This is a genomic window from Streptomyces sp. NPDC111516 (assembly GCF_055635345.1).
In genome coordinates this window covers 19,385-36,141 of record NZ_JBVKBV010000038.1, presented here as the reverse complement: position 1 = coordinate 36,141, position 16,757 = coordinate 19,385, and the positions used below count along the sequence as shown (strand labels likewise).

General features: G+C 67.9%; 13 protein-coding genes and 2 pseudogenes. 7 read left to right on the top strand and 8 right to left on the bottom strand.

Annotated elements, in window-relative coordinates:
* The first annotated feature begins 208 nt into the window (after positions 1-208).
* The 3 genes from ACZ7L9_RS36070 to ACZ7L9_RS36060 all read left to right on the top strand — a co-directional run bounded on the left by ACZ7L9_RS36070 (position 209) and on the right by ACZ7L9_RS36060 (position 4,224).
* The gene (locus ACZ7L9_RS36070; protein ID WP_471421749.1) at positions 209-1,231 is read left to right on the top strand and encodes a dihydrodipicolinate synthase family protein; all 1,023 of its coding nucleotides are present in this window, start codon (positions 209-211) and stop codon (positions 1,229-1,231) included.
* Complete coding sequence (locus ACZ7L9_RS36065; protein WP_471421748.1) at positions 1,215-2,243, top strand: hydroxyacid dehydrogenase; 1,029 nt, start codon at positions 1,215-1,217, stop codon at positions 2,241-2,243. The genes ACZ7L9_RS36070 and ACZ7L9_RS36065 overlap by 17 nt, the downstream gene beginning before the upstream one ends.
* Positions 2,244-3,327: 1,084 nt before the next feature.
* On the top strand, positions 3,328-4,224 hold the full coding sequence (locus tag ACZ7L9_RS36060; protein WP_471421747.1) for an aminoglycoside phosphotransferase family protein: 897 nt from the start codon (positions 3,328-3,330) through the stop codon (positions 4,222-4,224).
* Between the two features lie 22 nt (positions 4,225-4,246).
* On the opposite strand, the gene ACZ7L9_RS36055 is transcribed toward ACZ7L9_RS36060, so the two are convergent.
* From ACZ7L9_RS36055 to ACZ7L9_RS36040, 4 genes and pseudogenes are all read right to left on the bottom strand, one after another.
* Positions 4,247-5,701, bottom strand: coding sequence for an NF041680 family putative transposase (locus ACZ7L9_RS36055; RefSeq protein WP_471421746.1), 1,455 nt, complete (start codon positions 5,699-5,701; stop codon positions 4,247-4,249).
* A 117-nt stretch (positions 5,702-5,818) separates the two neighbouring features.
* Positions 5,819-6,217: a RidA family protein gene (locus ACZ7L9_RS36050; RefSeq protein ID WP_471421751.1), complete on the bottom strand. Its 399-nt coding sequence runs from the start codon at positions 6,215-6,217 to the stop codon at positions 5,819-5,821.
* A gap of 156 nt (positions 6,218-6,373) precedes the next feature.
* Positions 6,374-6,859 (bottom strand): integrase, encoded by a 486-nt coding sequence (locus tag ACZ7L9_RS36045; protein WP_471421745.1) that lies wholly within the window; start codon positions 6,857-6,859, stop codon positions 6,374-6,376.
* Positions 6,820-6,945 (bottom strand): annotated as a pseudogene (locus tag ACZ7L9_RS36040) (hypothetical protein); the annotation flags it as partial. The pseudogene ACZ7L9_RS36040 and the gene ACZ7L9_RS36045, both read right to left, overlap by 40 nt.
* Positions 6,946-7,246: 301 nt before the next feature.
* Between ACZ7L9_RS36040 and ACZ7L9_RS36035 the strand changes: the two are divergent.
* Together ACZ7L9_RS36035 and ACZ7L9_RS36030 are read left to right on the top strand one after the other, a co-directional pair.
* Positions 7,247-9,081 (top strand): annotated as a pseudogene (locus ACZ7L9_RS36035) (DNRLRE domain-containing protein); the annotation flags it as partial.
* A gap of 327 nt (positions 9,082-9,408) precedes the next feature.
* Positions 9,409-10,446, top strand: a complete 1,038-nt coding sequence (locus ACZ7L9_RS36030; protein WP_471421750.1) for a NucA/NucB deoxyribonuclease domain-containing protein — start codon at positions 9,409-9,411, stop codon at positions 10,444-10,446.
* 66 nt (positions 10,447-10,512) lie between these two features.
* Here the strand turns inward: ACZ7L9_RS36030 and ACZ7L9_RS36025 are convergent, their stop codons facing one another.
* The 4 genes from ACZ7L9_RS36025 to ACZ7L9_RS36010 form a co-directional block, all read right to left on the bottom strand.
* Positions 10,513-11,016, bottom strand: coding sequence for a hypothetical protein (locus tag ACZ7L9_RS36025; protein ID WP_471421744.1), 504 nt, complete (start codon positions 11,014-11,016; stop codon positions 10,513-10,515).
* A gap of 407 nt (positions 11,017-11,423) precedes the next feature.
* The gene (locus ACZ7L9_RS36020) at positions 11,424-13,934 is read right to left on the bottom strand and encodes a hypothetical protein (RefSeq protein WP_471421743.1); all 2,511 of its coding nucleotides are present in this window, start codon (positions 13,932-13,934) and stop codon (positions 11,424-11,426) included.
* A 9-nt stretch (positions 13,935-13,943) separates the two neighbouring features.
* Complete coding sequence (locus ACZ7L9_RS36015; protein ID WP_471421742.1) at positions 13,944-14,288, bottom strand: helix-turn-helix domain-containing protein; 345 nt, start codon at positions 14,286-14,288, stop codon at positions 13,944-13,946.
* Between the two features lie 9 nt (positions 14,289-14,297).
* On the bottom strand, positions 14,298-15,404 hold the full coding sequence (locus tag ACZ7L9_RS36010) for a tyrosine-type recombinase/integrase (protein ID WP_471421741.1): 1,107 nt from the start codon (positions 15,402-15,404) through the stop codon (positions 14,298-14,300).
* Between the two features lie 113 nt (positions 15,405-15,517).
* Here ACZ7L9_RS36010 and ACZ7L9_RS36005 point away from each other — a divergent pair, with 113 nt between their 5' ends.
* A complete protein-coding gene (locus tag ACZ7L9_RS36005; protein WP_471421740.1) occupies positions 15,518-16,084 on the top strand; it encodes a hypothetical protein in 567 nt (188 codons plus the stop codon).
* Positions 16,056-16,742, top strand: coding sequence for a hypothetical protein (locus tag ACZ7L9_RS36000; RefSeq protein WP_471421739.1), 687 nt, complete (start codon positions 16,056-16,058; stop codon positions 16,740-16,742). The genes ACZ7L9_RS36005 and ACZ7L9_RS36000 overlap by 29 nt, the downstream gene beginning before the upstream one ends.
* Positions 16,743-16,757: the final 15 nt, after the last annotated feature.

Sequence of the window (16,757 nt, the reverse complement as noted above, 5' to 3'; positions counted from 1 at the left end):
CCCTCGTCGAGTGGCAGGCCGACTGGCTGCGCCGCGGGCTACCGCTGTCCGGCAAGCCCACCAAGTTCCAGGTCCGCGACGGAAGGTTCTGATCCCCGTGTCCCGTACGCCCGCAGCCTCGACCGCGCCTGCACCCGGCCCCGTAGCCGCGACCACTCCCAGACCCGTCCCCTCCTCGGCGGCCGCGGCAGCCTCGGCACGCACTCCGATGGACGTGCTCGCTGAGGGAGCCGTCATCCCCGCTCATCCTCTCGCCCTCGGCGCCGACCGCAAGCTCGACGAACGTCGGCAACGCGCGCTGACCCGTTACTACCTGGCCTCCGGCGCGGGCGGCCTCGCCGTCGCCGTCCACACCACCCAGTTCGAGATCCGCGAACCGGGCATCGGCCTGCTGGCACCGGTTCTCGAACTCGCCGCCGAGACCGTGCGGAACGAGGCCGGCCACCCCGTCGTCACCGTCGCCGGGGCCTGCGGCCACACCGCGCAGGCCGTCTCCGAAGCCGAGCTCGCAGCCTCCCTCGGCTACGACGCCGTGCTGTTGAGCCCCGCCGTGCCCGGCGCCGACGAGGAGGGGCTGCTGGACCGGGCCCGTGCCGTCGGCGAGGTGCTGCCGGTGATCGGCTTCTACCTCCAGGAGGCCGTCGGCGGCCGATATCTCTCGCCGTCGTTCTGGAGCTCATTCGCTGACCTGCCGAACACCGCGGCCATCAAGATCGCGCCCTTCGACCGCTACCGCACCGCCGATGTCGTACGCGCCGTGGCCGCCGCCGACCGGGCCGACGAGGTCGCCCTGTACACCGGCAACGACGACGACATCATCGGCGACCTGCTCACCCCGTACGAGACGGCGGGCGGCGGGCCGCGCTGGTTCGCGGGCGGGCTGCTCGGCCAGTGGTCCGTTTGGACCGGCTCCGCCGTCACCCTCCTCGATCAGGTCCGGCGGGCACGCGCCGGTGACCACGACGCCATGGTCGGCTGCCTCGCCCGCCGTCCGGAGCTCACCGACGCCAACAGCGCTGTGTTCGACGTGCGCGGCGGATTCCGCGGCTGTATCGCGGGTGTCCATGAAGTACTGCGCCGCCAGGGTCTGTTGGAGGGCATCTGGTGTCTCGATCCGAAGGAGGTCTTGTCTCCCGGCCAGGCCGAAGAGATCACCCGGGTCGCCACGGCCTACCCCTGGCTCACCGACGACGACTTCGTCGCGGAGCACGTCGATGACTGGCTCTCCTGACCCGGGGGCGGCCCGCCTGCCGCGGGTCGTCGTCGCCGTACCCCCGCACCTTCGTGAGCAGTTCTTCACCCCCGCGGTGTGGCAGAGCCTCTGCGCCGCGGCGCAGCCGACCATCCTCGACGAGCACACCGACCGGGACGCACTCGGTGCGGCGCTGCCCGGTGCCCGTGCCCTGATCACCGCTTGGGGAACGCCCCGCCTCAGCGAGGAACTCCTCGACGTCGCTGACCGACTGGCGATCGTCGCCCACACCGGATCGGCGGTCGCCCCGTACGTCACCGAGGAAGTCTTCCGGCGTGGGATCCTCGTCACCCAGGCCGGTGACGCGATGGCACGCCCGGTCGCCGAGGTGGCCCTGGCGTTCACCCTCGCCCTGCTGCACCGCATCCACCGCTTCGACCACGCGCTGCGCGGCGGAGCCGACTGGGACGAGGCCAGCCAGGCCCCGCCGCGGCACGAGATCCAGGGCTGTGCGATCGGCGTCATCGGAGCGTCCCGCACCGGTCGTGCGTACATCGAGCTGGCGAGGGCACTGGGGGCACAGGTCGCGGTCACCGACCCGTATCTGACGGCCGAGGACGCACAGCGGCTCGCGGTACGGGTGGTGCCGCTGGACGAACTGCTCCGTGGCAGTCGGATCGTCGCCGTGCACGCCCCTGCCACCGCCGAGACCCGGCGCATGCTGGGTGCGCGAGAACTGGCGCTGATGCCCGACGGCGCCGGTCTGGTCAACACCGCCCGTTCCTGGCTCGTCGACGAGGACGCGCTTCTGGTGCAGGTGTCGGCGGGTCGGCTGGACGCTGCGATCGACGTCTTCGACACCGAACCACTGCCGGTCCGCCACCAGTTCCGGAAACTGCCGAATGTTCTGCTGACCCCTCATCAGGCGGCGGGCACCGCCGAGTGCCGTCAGCGGCTCGGCGCAAGTGCCGTGGAGGAGGTGCTGCGGTTCCTGCGCGGCGATCCACCATTGCACTTCGTGGGGCCGGACGCACTGGCTCGCGTCCTTTGATCACTCGATCGCAACCACACCGGGCCCCAGAGGCCGACCAGTTGTTCCTCGGGGGCGAAGGCATCTCTGTTGCCTTCGGGGTCGAGGAATTCCTGGAGGTCGTAGACGATGCGTGGCGGGAGCCGGAACAGGCGCAGCCCGTCGCGGAAGGAGCGGCGGGTTTCTACTTCGGCTCGCGGTGAAGTCGCGGCCGATCAGGTCGGGGGCTTTCGCGGCGGCCGGGTCCGCGACAGTGGTGCGGTGCCTGCGACGCAGCCGCACTCCTGCCAGAGCGATGCTCCGCATCACGCGCGCGAAACGCCCCGGATCATGGTTAACAAGGGGGGACGTCATGCCGGGCCCGGAGGCCGGGAGCCCCATTGCGGAGCCAACGAAGACGGTAATGGGGGAGTACCAGTGGTGGAGGTTCCGGATCCACGCACGTGGACGAGATGCGGCGTCCGCGGTCGGTGACATCTACGCGGAGGAGGGCGACACGGTTCTGGAACAGCATCTCGTACAGATCTGGGCCGCCCCCCAAGCACCGGAGACCCGGCACCGGCTCACCGACGAGGTCGGTCCGCGCAGGCGCACGGCCAGCCCCGAGGAATACACGGAGACGAAAGCCGCAGAGGCGGCGCACGCGGCACAACCACCCGCTCCCGACCAGCACCAGCACACCGCCCCGCTGCACACCGAGCTGCACGGCCGCACCTCGGACAGCACCACATGGCTCCACCCCTGGTACATCTGCCCCGTGATCCACATGCGACGCCAGGGCGCCGGCGTGAGGGTCGGGGTACGGGCGGTGGCCCGGCCGCGCCCCGACCCCTTGTACGTAAGGGGTTGGCACCCCTTCCCTGGCGCTCCGGTCCGCTTCCCGGCTCACACCGCTAGGAGGGGCCTGGAGGTAGGTATGCCGCGGCCCTTGTGGACCGGTGCGATCAGCTTTGGCCTGGTCACTTCTCTGAACTTGGGGCCGGTCTGTCACAAGCCTCTGATCCGTTGCTCTCTGAAACCGAATTGGTGATGTCAGAGGGATCACAGCGAGATGTTCCGGAGTGAGAGAACCGCTCCGCCTGCCGCCTCAGTACTGTGACTTCGCATGAACGACACCGAGATCGAGATCACCGCAGACCTGGTCCGCGACCTGCTGCAGGAGCAACATCCAGATCTTGCAGGGCTGGCCATCCGTGAGGTGGAGGGCGGCTGGGGCAACCAGATGTGGCGCCTCGGGGACGAGTTGGCCGTGCGCATGCAGCGCATGGACCCCACCCCGGAGCTCCAGCTCAAGGAGCGGCGGTGGCTACCCGTGCTGGCCCCGCGCCTGCCGCTCCCGGTGCCGACCCCGGTGCGGTTCGGCGAACCGTCCGAGCGTTTCCCCAAGCACTGGACCGTGATGACGTGGGTTCCCGGCGAGCCGCTGGACCACGGCTCGATCAGTCGCGGCGACCACGCGGCCGACACGCTGGCGGGTTTCCTCCGGGCGCTCCATGTGGAGGCGCCCGCCGAGGCGCCTATCTCTACGGACTTCGGTGGCCATCCCAGGAACTGCACGGAGGGCTTCGAGAACTTCTTCCAGGCCGTTGTCCCCGACGACATCGCTGCCGATGTCCGGGCTGTCTGGGACGACGCCGTTGCGGCCCACGCGTGGGAGGGCCCACCGGTGTGGGTGCACGGCGACCTCCATCCCGCGAACGTCGTCGTCTCGGACGGAACGCTCTCGGGCATCGTCGACTTCGGTGCCATGTTCGCCGGCGACCCGGCGTGGGACCTCGCCGCCGCATGGGTGCTGCTACCCGCGGGCACGGCCTCACGGTTCTTCGACATGTACGCGAATGCAGACGAGGCAGCGATCCGGCGCGCCCGCGGGCTGGCTGCTATGAAGAGCCTCTTCCTGATGCTCATGGGGCAGAACGGAGATCGGGGGCTTCCCGGCGGCAAGCCGAACTGGGGACCTGCAGGCCGGGCGGCACTTGATCGTGTTCTGAAGGGAGCATGATGCACGCTTCTCAGCTTGTTCTTTATGGTTTGAGTCGGTTTCGTTCGGTGATGCTCTCTGGTCGTTTCACGGTTTTACCCACGTCGTAACGGGTGGCGGGCCGCCGGTTTTTCGAGCCAAGTGGCCTGCCACGTCCGGGGGTTGAGGGTTTTGGCGCGCGGGTCGGACAGTGCAGGTGCGGGCGGAGGTTCCGAAACCCCCGGCGGACTCGGGCCGGGGTGAGTCGGCCGGGCTCGGCGGGCTTCTCCCACGGCCGCCGCAAGTCGGCGGCGGCCTCGCGCAGAAGGCGGATCTGGGTGTGGGCGGCGATGATCAGCCAGGTCCAGCGCTCGCCGGCCTTGGGGGTTCGCAGCTTCGGGCGGGTCCACCCGAGGGTCTGTTTCATCAGCTGGAAGGTGTGCTCCAGGTCGAAGCGCCTCAGGAATGCCTGCCAGCGCACGTCGACGTCCTCGCAGTTCAGGCCGGTGGCGGACGACCACAGCCAGAGCGGCAGCGGGTCTCCTCCGCCGGGCAGCCGGTCGACCTGGAGGCGGATCAGTGTGCCCTCGATGATGGGGAGTTCGCCGGTGTGCTCGATCCAGGCGGAGCGGGTGGTCAGGCGCGGATGGATACGGTCCCAGGCCATCGCGCGCGTGGTGCCGTATCGGTCGGTGACCTGCGTCGTGGCCGCGTCCGGCTCACCCCAGGTGTCCGGCTTGGCGAAGCGGAACTCCTTGCCGTGCTTCGGCGGTCGCCCACCCTGGGGATAGGCCAGGGCGTACTCCCTGAGCGAGGGCGTCGGCCGTCGCATGACGCGGTCGGAACGCATCCGTCCCAGCACCTCGACCGGGAGGCCGTCGAGGAGGTGGGCCATGCGTGGAGCGTCGTAGCCGGCGTCGAAGACGATGAGGATGTCGCGGTCGCCGACGTGCCAGCGGCCCATCTCGATCAGGTCGGTGACCACCCGGCGGAGCTGGGAGGCGGTGGCCTCGGCGACGTCGTCCTCGGGCCCGAGGCGGACGGCATCCAGGAGCTGGCACCAGGACGTCCGGCCTGATTCGAGGGCGGCGACGAACGAGTACGGCCAGCCGGGGATGAACTGGTCCGAGGAGCGTCCGCTGCGGCCGTAGACGTGGCAGAACAGGCGATCCGCGCTGGTCGGCGCGTCAGGGCGGAGCCAGTTGCTGACATCGACCGCCAGGACCAGGCGCCCGTCGGCTGCCCGCGGCATCGGCAGACCGGCCAGCACCTGCCGCAACCGGGGCACGTCCACACTCCCGCGGTTCAACGCCTCATACATCGCACCGTGCCCACGCCGGTGCTCGGCCACCAGCGTCAGATCCACCGGCGACGTCACTGGGCCGTCCGCGCACAGCAACGCGTCCACGAGCTCGAACAGCTCGTCCCCGCGCACGGTCAGGCAGTCGAATAGGTCCTCCCGGAAGCGTGACGCTTGCGCGAACGACTCCCCGGGACCGGCGTCAGGCAGCAGACTCACCTTCACGGCCTTCGTCTTGATCGGTGCACCTTGGTCGGAGCACATGATCAGACGAAGGCCGCCCCAGCGTCCCGCGAATGCCCAGCTGGGCTACCCAGTTCGATACGCCGTTCGAAGTCAGTCAGGCAGCGCCACGGTGAGATCCACCTCGACGAGTTGTCCGGAAAAGCCCAACTGGGTGACGCCCAGCATCGTGCTGGCGGTGGTGAACGCCGGGCCGATGGCAGAGTCGATGAGCCGATCCCACACAGCCCCCAGGACGTCCCTGTCGTCGCTCCGCACGTAGATCACTGACCGCACTACATGTTGCGGCTGAGCGCTCACGGCTGCGAGAGCAACGGACGCGTTCGCGACAACCTGGTCGACCTGCGTCTCGAGGGAACCGGAACCGACGAGGTCACCATTCCGATCAAGCGGGCACTGCCCCGCCAGATAGGCGGTACGGCCTGCCTCCACCACGGTGATGTGGTGGTAGCCGGGTGTCTCATGCAACTGCTCGGGGTTGATGCGGGTGATCTACTCAGTCATGTCAGCGAGTCTGACCAGCGTGGTGCCAACGCACCGCATTTTCTTCACCGGCAAGCATTCCGCAGTGACGTGAGGTTAAAGAACAAGCTTTGAACCTGTTCTCGATCTTGGGTGAGGGCCATGCAGCTGTCCACCTTCGTGGGTTCATCGATCACCACGCGTGGTGGGAATGCCAAGGTCCACAGCCGTATGCTGCCCGTGGCGCCGATCGAGCTGGCGGAGCTTCTCCTCGGCTCCAGCCAGGCCGACCTGGAGACCTTCGACCTCGCCGAGCCAGCCTTCCGTCTCGGCTTCGGCGATTCGGGCGATCAAGTTGTCGCGGATCTCGGCAAGCCGTGCCCGTTGGGCCGGGTCAGGCCGGAGGAGCGAGCATCTGACGCAAGCGTGCTCGTGGATGCAGGCAGTGCCGTAGGCGCGGGCGCAGGTACCGACGGAAAGCTTGCGGCGTTCGAAGTGGCCCAGGAAGTCCTCCCACTCGGCGTCGGTGGGGGTGCGGTACTCCTCGGCCGGGCGCAGGGTGCGGCGGCGGGTGATGAAGGCGCGGTGGGCTTCGATGGTCTCGGTGGGGTAGATGGTGTTGGTAAGCCCGGCTATCGGAAGTTGGGGAATGCCGGGCGTCCGCCTGGGCAATGTCGACGCGAGGCATACATGATCAGCGCCAACCCGGCGAGGCAGACCAGGGCTCCGGTGACGTCGAAGCGGTCGGGGCGGTAGCCGACTACGCCAAAGTCCTGTGCGCCGCACCGACCAGCAACACATCGGTATTCGGCCATGCTCACCACGGTGCGGTGTGATTGATGCAACGTTTGAAGAAGGACACCCTCAGGTCACAACTCTCCCATGCTTCGGCAAAGTTAGTTCCAGTCAATCTTCCTTCGTGTAGCCCTATGGCCGCTTCTTCACACCTACAGTGCCCATACACCTTGTCGATCAAGAAAGGGTGTGTGGTTCGTGAATTCACGAATACGTCGCTCGCACGGGAGAGCGAGAGCTCGGCTCGCGGTTGGGGCCGCCTTGCTGCTGGTCGCGGAAGTCGCGCTCGCAGCGGGGACGACAAGCGCCGCCACACCGCCTCCGGCGGAGGATCCCTTGGCGGCCAAAAGTTCGTCCTCCGATCCGGCCAAGGCCGCGAAGTACCCCAGGGGCTCCAAAGGCTGGGCCATCTCCGAGGCCAAGAAGACCGGAGAGAAGGTGGTCGCCACGGACGAGACCACCGCGACCTCCTACACCGTCGCAAACGCGGACGGAACGCTGACCACCGAGCTCACCTCCGGTCCGGAGCGTGTGTGGCGGGACGGCAAGTGGCGGAAGGTCGACGTCACCCTCACCAAGGACACGGACGGCACCGTTCGTTCGAAGGAGCACCCCCACGGGCTGCACTTGGCCGGCAAGGGGGGCGCCAAGGCGAAGTCCCTCAAGGCCGCGCAGAACTCGCCGGTGCGGGACCTGGTGACGCTGGGAAGTGGCGACGGCAGCGTGACCCTCCAGTGGAAGGGTGGACTGCCCGACCCGAACTCGACGGGACCCGCGCCCGGTACCGCGACGCCGTCCCGGGCGCCGACGTGATCGTCGAGGCGACCCGTACAGGCTTCGAGCAGTTCGTCGAGATCGCCGAGAAGCCTGCCGCCGCCGACTTCACCTACACCCTGCCGCTGCAGGCAGAGGGTATGAAGGCCAAGGCGAACAAGGACGGCTCGGTCACGTTCACCGACGCCGAGACCGGCGACGTCCGGGCCACGATGCCCGCCCCGGTGATGTGGGACGCCGCTATTGACGGCCGGTCTGGTGAACACACTCACCGGGCCCGTGTCGATATGGAGGTCCTCGACAAGGGACACGGGAAGATCGACCTCGTCGTCACCCCCGACCCGGGCTTCCTCGCCAACCCGGCGACGCAGTACCCCGTCACGGTGGACCCCTCCACCTCCGCACTCGCGAACACCTTCGACACCTACGTACAACAGGGCGAGACCGTCGACTGGTCCACCGACGTCGAACTCGACCTCGGCAACCCCGGCACCACCAACGCCGACGGGACGCCCCGCACCGCGCGGTCCTTCATCACGTGGAACACCACGCCCTTCCAGGACGCGTTGATCATCGACACGAACCTGGCCCTGTGGAACTTCCACTCAGGGAACACCGACTGCTCCGCACAGAGCTGGACCGTCGGGGCCACCAGCGCGCCGTCGACCTCGTCACGGTGGACGAACCAGCCGACGTGGACCCAGTACCACTCCTCCACCCAGACCCGCGGCAACCCCGGCTGCACGAGCAGCCAGCCCGACGGTTGGATCAATGCCGACGTCGACGCACTGGTGCAGACCTGGGCCTCGGCCAAGGCGACCCGCGGCCACATGGGCCTGCGCGCGGCCAACGACAGCACCCTGGCCTGGAAGCGTGTCAACTCCGCGAACAACGCGTCCAACCAGCCCAAACTAAGCGTCACGTACAACTACCGGCCGCTGGACGGCACGGCCCAGCAGGCAGGCGCCCCGTTCCAGTCCTACAACGACGTGTGGGGTGTCAACACCCTCACACCGACTCTGAGGGACAAGTTCGAGGACGCGGACGGCGACCTGGTCAACGGCACCTTCCAGGTCTATGACGCGGCAACCAACACGCCGATCACCACGCCGGCCGGCGAAGGACTGCTCGTCTCCGACTTCGTCACCCCCGGCGAGTGGGCGACTGTACAAGTCCCGGGCGGGCAGCTCGTGGACGGCAAGATGTACAAGTTCCGTACCAACGCCTACGACGGCACCCACTACAACCTCAACTGGTCCCCGTGGCGCACGTTCGTCGTGGAGACCGCAGCTGCCGGGGTCCCCACCACCCTTCAGCCCGGCGATTCCTACACCATCAACGACCCCGCACTGATTGCCGACCCCGCCAAGGTGGAGGAAGTCCTGAACAGGGACGGCAACTTGGAAGCACTCGGCGTGCAGCCGCGCGGTGGCCCCTCCGCCCGACAAGCTGCCGAAACAACTGCTGTCTGGGAACGCACCTATACCGTTCCCAGCACAAGGTTCCCCCGAGGCCGCAAGCCCGAGAATTCAGGCTTCGACAAGTACGAGTATATCGCCGACGTCGACGAATGCGTCAACGCTGACGATTCGGACAACAGGGCCGGGTACATAAAGAACCGTTTCTCCTACTGCCAGGAGACCTTGACGGTAATGCCGGCCATCAAGTGTGGACTGTGGCCACCGGGATGCTACCTGCAAGGTACCTTCATATCGCGAAACACGCTTATCGGGCAGGGCAAAATAGGCGGCCTGGACGGCGGCTCGTACACCCGGTACGTCGAATTCGACTTCAACGTGGATGTCTTCATCTCCAGCGGAGACTTCAACAAGGTCGGCGCCAAGCTGGAGGCCACTCTGGAGTGCGAGGGAAGTTGGAGCGCCGGAGCTCCGTCGGAAGCCAAGGACGAGGAAGCTTGCTACACCGGGGTCTACCCCGGCCGTGACGATTCACCCAGCCAGTGGAAGTACGACGGCGACACAAAATTCGACCTCTGGTCATCGGCGCCGAAATTTCCCGATGTTGTCAATGGTGATCAGATAGCCACGGGCTTGTTCACCCCGGTCCTCGAGTTCACGATCCCCGGCTATGGTCAGGTCCTTCCCACGGAGGGCGAGGAAGGGGAAGTTCGTTTCGACAGCGCTGCCTACAACCAGCGTGCCCAACTGGGTTCCGTATTTCCCGACGCCACGCCCGCCCTCCGCTACGACAGAAGCGACACGAGCGATCCCGCTGCTCCTGTAGAGCCGTACTTGGGGGTGGCTGCGGTCGCTGACCACGTCGGCGACGCCCTCGAGAACCCGGGCAGCACCTTCCCGACAAAGGCCGACAAGAACCTGCCCGGCGGAGAAGCATTGCAGCCGATGCACCGCCTCGTACCAGCGGCCGGGGCGCTCGAGTTGAGCCGCTACAACGCCAATCGCAGCGTTGTTTCTTCCACCTGCAACAGCGCCGCGATGCCGGGTCGTCCCGGCGAGGGAGAGACACTCGACTGCGACGAGTTCCCCATGGCCTCTACTTATGAGGGTGCAGCGCGCAGTAATTATGAAGGAGCTCAGTACACCGACGAATTCTCCGTTCGCTACATCGACCCGGTTGAGAACCAAGAAGCTGGGGGCCGCCTCGGAGCCTGGTATGACAACGACCGGATCCTGAACCACGACGCCTTCATACTCGTGGTCGGCGACTGACCCGGACACCAGACCGGAGATAGTCAAGCTGCGGGGCCGGCTCATCATGCCGGCCCCGCAGTCTTTTCACTCGGCCTTGACTCCGGCGACTGTCCGCCAAATCTGCACGAGGCAGTATTGATCTTTACCATCCAATTCCTCTTCCCGCCCCGGCGGAATTTGCAAGGTGCGCCACGACAGCGGAGAGATGAAAGGGCCCCTTTCACCGTTGAATATCCACTGCCATCGCATCTTGTACAGGCCGGGCGAGGGCAGGATCAGTGGGACTTCCATTAGCCCGCCGTCGAGGGTTTTAATGCCAAGGTCACCGCTGGGAAGTTCCACCTCCACCTCTTCCCGGCCGAACCAATGGGCAGCCTTCTCCGGAGGGAGAGTGGACCAGCTCTCCAACCGTACGGCCGCACTAATAACCTGGGACGGCACTTGCAGATAAACCATGCCGAGGGCGGAGAGCAGCCAACTCGAATTATCCGCATCTGGCGTATACGTGTCGACAGATGTATCAACCAACCCAAACAGGCGGTAACTTGGACTGATCACGGTCTCACATGCGTCCAGCAGCCTGCTCAAGGGACACCTCTCTCACATCGACAGTCGAGTCAAAAGTAGGCATTGCTACCCGAACATTAAAGCACCCCCCGCCTCTCGGCTGCCTCGGAAGATCTCAGCAAAGAGAGGTGTGAGGATCTCTCGGATTCGCACAGAAGTAGGCGCTGACCTTTCCAATCTCACGCTGACACGTGGTGAAGGACGAGAAGAGCCTGAACGTTCGCGGTGATGCGGTTCGTGCTGCAGCGGAGCTTCCGCGGGAGGCGCCTGCCCTTCAGGGTGGCCATGGCCTGCACGCCAAGGCAGCGGGGCCTTGGCGCGCGTGCTGGTGTGTCACCGCTGCCACCGCTTGAGGCAACGGCCACGGAAGAACACCCAATAAACCGCCGGCACCTTGGTACGCCCGCAGTCATGTTGGAAAAGGCTCGCTATTGACGGCGGCTTATTTCTGCGGCGTAGTCGGCGCCGAAGCCCTGGCTCTCGCGGGTCCAGTTGTCTCCGGTGGACTGGTGGAATCCCAGCAGTCGGCTGATGACGAAGGCGGGCAGCTCCGAGGCGATGTCCATCAGCGATGCATGGCGCGCGAGCTGAGGCGGGACGCCGATCGCCTTCAGGCGCCGGCCCAGAGTGTGCGGGTCGATCGGCCGTCCTGGGTAGAGGCTGTGGAACAGCCACTTGGGTTCCTCGATCGGAACGGTGGCCGCGCGGCCGTTCCGTCGCTCGACGAGCTGGCGGATCAGGTCGTCCAGGGGCGCGGGGATCTCGACGGGGACTCGCCCGAGCTTCAGAGCGAGCGTGTCGCCACGGTCGGCAATGTGCTCGGTGGTGAGGCGGCTGATGCGGCCAACGGGCTGGGCGAACAGCAGCAGGAGCAGGCCGGCGGCCCGGTCGGCGACCTGCAGTTGCTCGTCGTGGACGAGGCGACGGACCAGGGCCCAGCGTTGGTCCTTGCCGATGATGCGCGCGGCGAAGTAGTTGCTGATGACCGGCGCGGTCAAGGGTCGGCTGTGGCCACGTCTGCTGGTCCAGAGCAGGAATCCGCGGACCGTGGCGCGGGTGGTGGGGCCCTCGCTGAGCCAGGCGTCCACCTGGTCCTGTGTGCAGGTGGCCAGGGTGGTACCGCCGTCGTGGAGCCATTCCAGCAGGCGGGCCACGTTGCGGATCTCGACCCGGACGGTCTCGGCGCGGCCGTGGGTGACCAACTGGCCGTTGGGCAGGCGGCGGAGTCTTCGCAGGGGCTGCCAGTTCGTGTAGTTGCGCAGGATCCTGCGCTCCTCGGCGGACGAGACCCGGGCGACGGACTTGGCCAACCAGCGTTCCAGTCGAGCCAGTTGCTCGTCCCGGGCGGGCAGGGCTCCCGCGGCAACCAGCGCAGCCCGCAGATACTCCACGGTCGGCGCGGCGGCGAAGCGGTCGAGGATCTCGTGGGTGACCGGCCCGTGCTCCGTCGCCAGGGCCTCAAGGACGGCCCGGCGGGCGGGAATCTTGTGGATCCAGTGCAACACGGTGCGGGGCGGCGGCGTCAGCAGCGCCTGGAAGACCGGTTCCAGTTCCGGGCGCACGAGGCCGCCCGGCGGGCTGAGCACGTCGCGCAGGTCAGCGGCACGTGCGCAGCCAGCGCACCGTCCGTGCCGGTAGAGCCGTTCGACGGACCCGCACTGGGTGCAGGGACGGTGGGCGGCGGGATGCTTGGCCCAGCAGGTCTGGCACAGGGGCTCACCCTTGGGGGTCCGGCCGCTGATGCGGAAGATCCCGCCGCAGCCGGCGCAGGGTTTGGGCTTGTTGCCGCAGTTTCCGCACAGCGGCTCGCCTGTGGCGGTGCGGTTGTTGACGCGCCGGTGCTTGCCGCAGCTGGCGCACACGGCCTCCTCGCGCTCCTTGGCGCTGCAGGGCAGGCACTTGGGGGCATCGGTGGAGGCGAAGTAGCAGGGTTCGCGTTCACCGCAGGTCGCGCAGAGTGCGGTGGGGGTCTCCCGGCAAGCGGCGCAGACTCCGCCGCCGTCGGTGCGCGACTTCCTGAGGCGCATCTCGCCGCAGACGCTGCACGGCCTGTGGTTGAAGGGGTCGTGCTGGCGGCAGGTGCCGCACACGGGCTGGCCGTCGAACCTGCGTCCGCCGATCGGTCGCGTGCGTCGGCATACCGCGCAGGTCGCGATCTTGGTGTCGCGATAGCACGGCCCGCAGCAGCGCAGGCCGTCACGCCGCTCCTTCAGGTCGGTGGTGCGCTGGCAGAACGGACACGAGGGGACGACCACGCCGTGGGCGCCGCGCTCGATCAGTGCCTGGGCCAGGGCGGAGATCTTGGGTGGCCCCTCGGCGCCGCGTCCGGTCAGCAGGCCAGGGGTGTCTTCCAGCGCCCACTGCAGCCGGAGCTGTCCGGGGCGGGTGGGTTCAACCGAGCGGATGGCCTGCTGCGCTGCCTCGGGCGAGACACCGAAGGGGCCGGCGGCGATCAGCTTGGCCAGTTCCTGGGCCGGGTCTGTGGCGCCCCAGGGCGGATGGGCCCGGCAGCGGGGCCGGCCGACGCGGTCGCGTCCGGCGAGGGTGGTGCTTCCACAGATCGCGCAGGGGTTGGCGCGCGCGATGCGGCGGTTGGTGCAGGCACTGCAGATGCGTACGCCGTCGCCGAGGCCGGTCAGCGGACGCTCGCGCCCGCAATCGCCGCAACGGGGCAGTACCAGCTTTCCGGCGCCGGCCTCGCGCAGCGCCCGGACAAGCCGTTCGATCGCACGTGGCCCCTCGGGACGACCGGACGTCAGCAGGTCCCCTCTGGCCTGGAGGACCTCGGCGAGCGTCCGCAGCTGGGGGCGCTGGCGGAAGACCGCCTGGAGCACGGCGGCGACGTCGATCCGCTCGCACGCGGGGTCAGCCGACCGGACGATCTCGCTGATCACGGCCTCGGGCTCCGTAGCGGAGCGCGGCAGCTCAGGGGCGGGCACGACCGGCGCCTACTCGGGCACGATCCGGGCCCGCTTGGGCCGCAAGTCACCGAGCCCGGCGTCCTTCCCGGGCGCCGGTCCGCCGCCGGCCGCGGCACTGTGACGGCGCCGCGAACCGGCAGCCGCGACGGGCTCGATGAGCTCGTCCATGCCGCAGCCCAGGATGTCGAGCAGGGCCATGAGGGTCTTGAGGCTCAGCCGCTCGGGCCGTTCCACCACCAGGCGGTAGGTCTGGCTGGGCGACAGATCGATGCCGCGTTCGGCCAGCAGGGGGCGCAGGTCGGTGGTGGAGAACATGCCGCGGGTGGCCATCACCTCCCGCAGATGCCAGCGGTAGTCCAGCTTCGGCGTCACATCGTCTCCCTACTGTCCGCCATGGAGGGCGCGGTCCAAGACCTTGCGCATCATCGTGTTCATGAAGTCCCCACTCACCCCGGTGTAGAGCGCGGTCGTGGAGGCGTAGCGGTGGCCAACCTGCCGTTGGACGAAAACCGGGTCCGCACCATCCTCGATCTGGTGGGTCACGTGGCTGTGCCGCAGGCAGTGCGGCACCAGCGCCTTGTCCAGGCCCAACGCGTCGCGATAGGCCGCGAACCGGTCCTCTATCTCGCGGGCCTGAAGGCGCCCACCTCGCTCGGTCAGCCACAGCGCCGACTGCTCGGGCGCCGCCGCGTAGCGGGGCCGGGCGTTGACCACGTAGTCCTCGACCGCTTCCACCGCCCAGGGCATGACGCTGAGCGTCGTGCGCCGGCGCGGCGGCGACCCCTTGGTCCGCTTGCCGTAACGCACATGCAGCGAACCGAAGTTGCCCAGCTCCGGAGCCCTCGGGTTGCGGTAGAAGTCGGTGACGTCCAGCCGGGAAGTCTCGGTGCAGCGCGTGCCCCAGCCGTACATCAGCTTGAACACCGTGGCGTCCCGGTAGGCCGCGAGTGCTCCCTTGCGCCCCAGCCGGATCGCCCGGCCGACCTGGGCGTCCGCATGGTCGAGAAAGACCTGGATCTCCTCGCGTGTCATCGGCCGCCGCTCGGCGCCGCCCTCGTAGTCGGCCAGGTGCGCGGCGGTGTTCCACTCGTGGCAGATCTGCACCGGGTGCACCCCGAAGCGGGTCTCGCACTCGGCCGGCCACTGGTAGTGCGGCGAGGTGACGTAGTCGCAGAACATCCGGATCGCACTCTGGTAGCTGCGGATCGTCGACTCCGCCCGCTTCAACTCGGCGATCAGGTAGGTCATCCACTCGTCGAGATCGGACGCCGACCACTGCCACGGATAGGCGTTGGTGTACTTGGCGAAGCGCCGCACCGCGCTCTGCCGGTCGCTGATCGTGTCCGGCTGCAGCCGGCGCCCGCCGCACTGCTGCCGTCCCCAGCCCTCGATCATTGCTGCGAAGACCGCATCCTCGGGATGCAGCAGAGACACGCCCTGGAGCAGCACGAGCTGCGCTGAAGCCTCCCGCAGTCCCGCTCCGGGCATCCGTCCGCCCCCTCCATTAGCCACGCGAATCATGCATCAGATGCAGCGTCGGCCGGCAGGTGACCCAGTCCGCGTAGCCACGCGTAGTAGAGGGTGCCGTCGGCGTTCACGCCGTGCTCGACGGCCTGACGATCACGTGCACGATCAAGAACATGAAGCCGGACCTGCGACGTCTGGCGGTGCTGGAGACCGGTGACGGCCTGGATCCGCTGGCGCTATTCATCGGTCAGGGCGGCAAAATGCTCACCTTCTCGGCTTGGGACAAGACCCGCTGGAGGGCCTGGGACCGGATAAAGGCGTGGGCCAGCAACGAGCACGCGCCGGTGCTGCCCAGGCGGTGCTGGGTCTATCACGACCTTCGGCACACCTTCGCCTTGCGGCTCTTGATCTTCCTGACGCGCGAAGCCCTGAACGACGCCGAGGACCAGGGGCTGCCGATGTCCACGCTGCTGGACCACATGACCGGCAATCCGCTGCTGGTGGTCCAGCGCCGCCTTGGCCACGCACACCCGTCGACCACCTACCGCTACATCCGCTACCTGAAAGACCCGATGCGGGAGGTCGACGACGCCTTCCGCGAGTGGACGGCCGCCGGCGGCGCCTCCTACATCACGATCGCCCGCAGCCTGATGGACTTGGAGGACGCCGGCCATGCCCCGACGCGGCCACTACACCCGTGATTTCCCCGCTCCTGTTCCTCGCCCTGCGACACCGGCCCGGGTCGGCGTTCGCGAGGTGTCGACGGTCGACGGTCAGGGCCGCCCTCGGACGGTGACGCTCGATCCGGCACACTTCACCTGCGCGAAGCTGGCCGGGGAACTCGCGGACGAGTGGGTGGAGTTGGTGGAGGACGCCCGTTACGGGCCGACCTCGGCGACGCACTACCGGCAGACGATCGAGGCGTTCTGCACGCACGTCGATGCCACCGTCCCCCGGCCGCACCTAGCGAGTCTGGCGGGCACCGACCCGAACCTGCATCACGCGGTGACGGAATGGGTCCGTCTGCTGCCCTCCCGGCACAGGCCCGGCTCGCGAAGGCCGGCCTGGCATGCAGGTCGGCTGAGAACGCTGATCGGGCGGCGGTCACTCCACGCCGAGCGTGTGGTCGCTGGGCACTTGCACGGCTGGCTCGAAGGCGCCCTCGGATTGCGTCGGGGGGAGACCACTGAGCTGGACGAGTTCTCCCGGGCCGACAGGAAGAAGATCGTCCAGGCCGCATGGGCCGCGCGCTTGGACGTCGAGAGGCGCCTCGCCCGCGGCTGGGACCTCGTGGCCCGCGGCCGCGATCCACGCGAGGATGGCTGGACCGAGGAGGCCAACCTCCTTTGGGCGATTTAGGTTGCCGCCCATGGC

Excerpts from the sequence above, each read along its gene's own strand:
- ACZ7L9_RS36070 (WP_471421749.1), top strand. The coding sequence starts at position 209 with ATGGACGTGCTCGCTGAGGGAGCCGTCATCCCCGCTCATCCTCTCGCC.
- ACZ7L9_RS36065 (WP_471421748.1), top strand. The coding sequence starts at position 1,215 with ATGACTGGCTCTCCTGACCCGGGGGCGGCCCGCCTGCCGCGGGTCGTC.
- ACZ7L9_RS36060 (WP_471421747.1), top strand. The coding sequence starts at position 3,328 with ATGAACGACACCGAGATCGAGATCACCGCAGACCTGGTCCGCGACCTG.
- ACZ7L9_RS36030 (WP_471421750.1), top strand. The coding sequence starts at position 9,409 with ATGCCGGCCATCAAGTGTGGACTGTGGCCACCGGGATGCTACCTGCAA.
- ACZ7L9_RS36010 (WP_471421741.1), bottom strand. The coding sequence starts at position 15,404 with ATGCCCGGAGCGGGACTGCGGGAGGCTTCAGCGCAGCTCGTGCTGCTC.
- ACZ7L9_RS36000 (WP_471421739.1), top strand. The coding sequence starts at position 16,056 with ATGCCCCGACGCGGCCACTACACCCGTGATTTCCCCGCTCCTGTTCCT.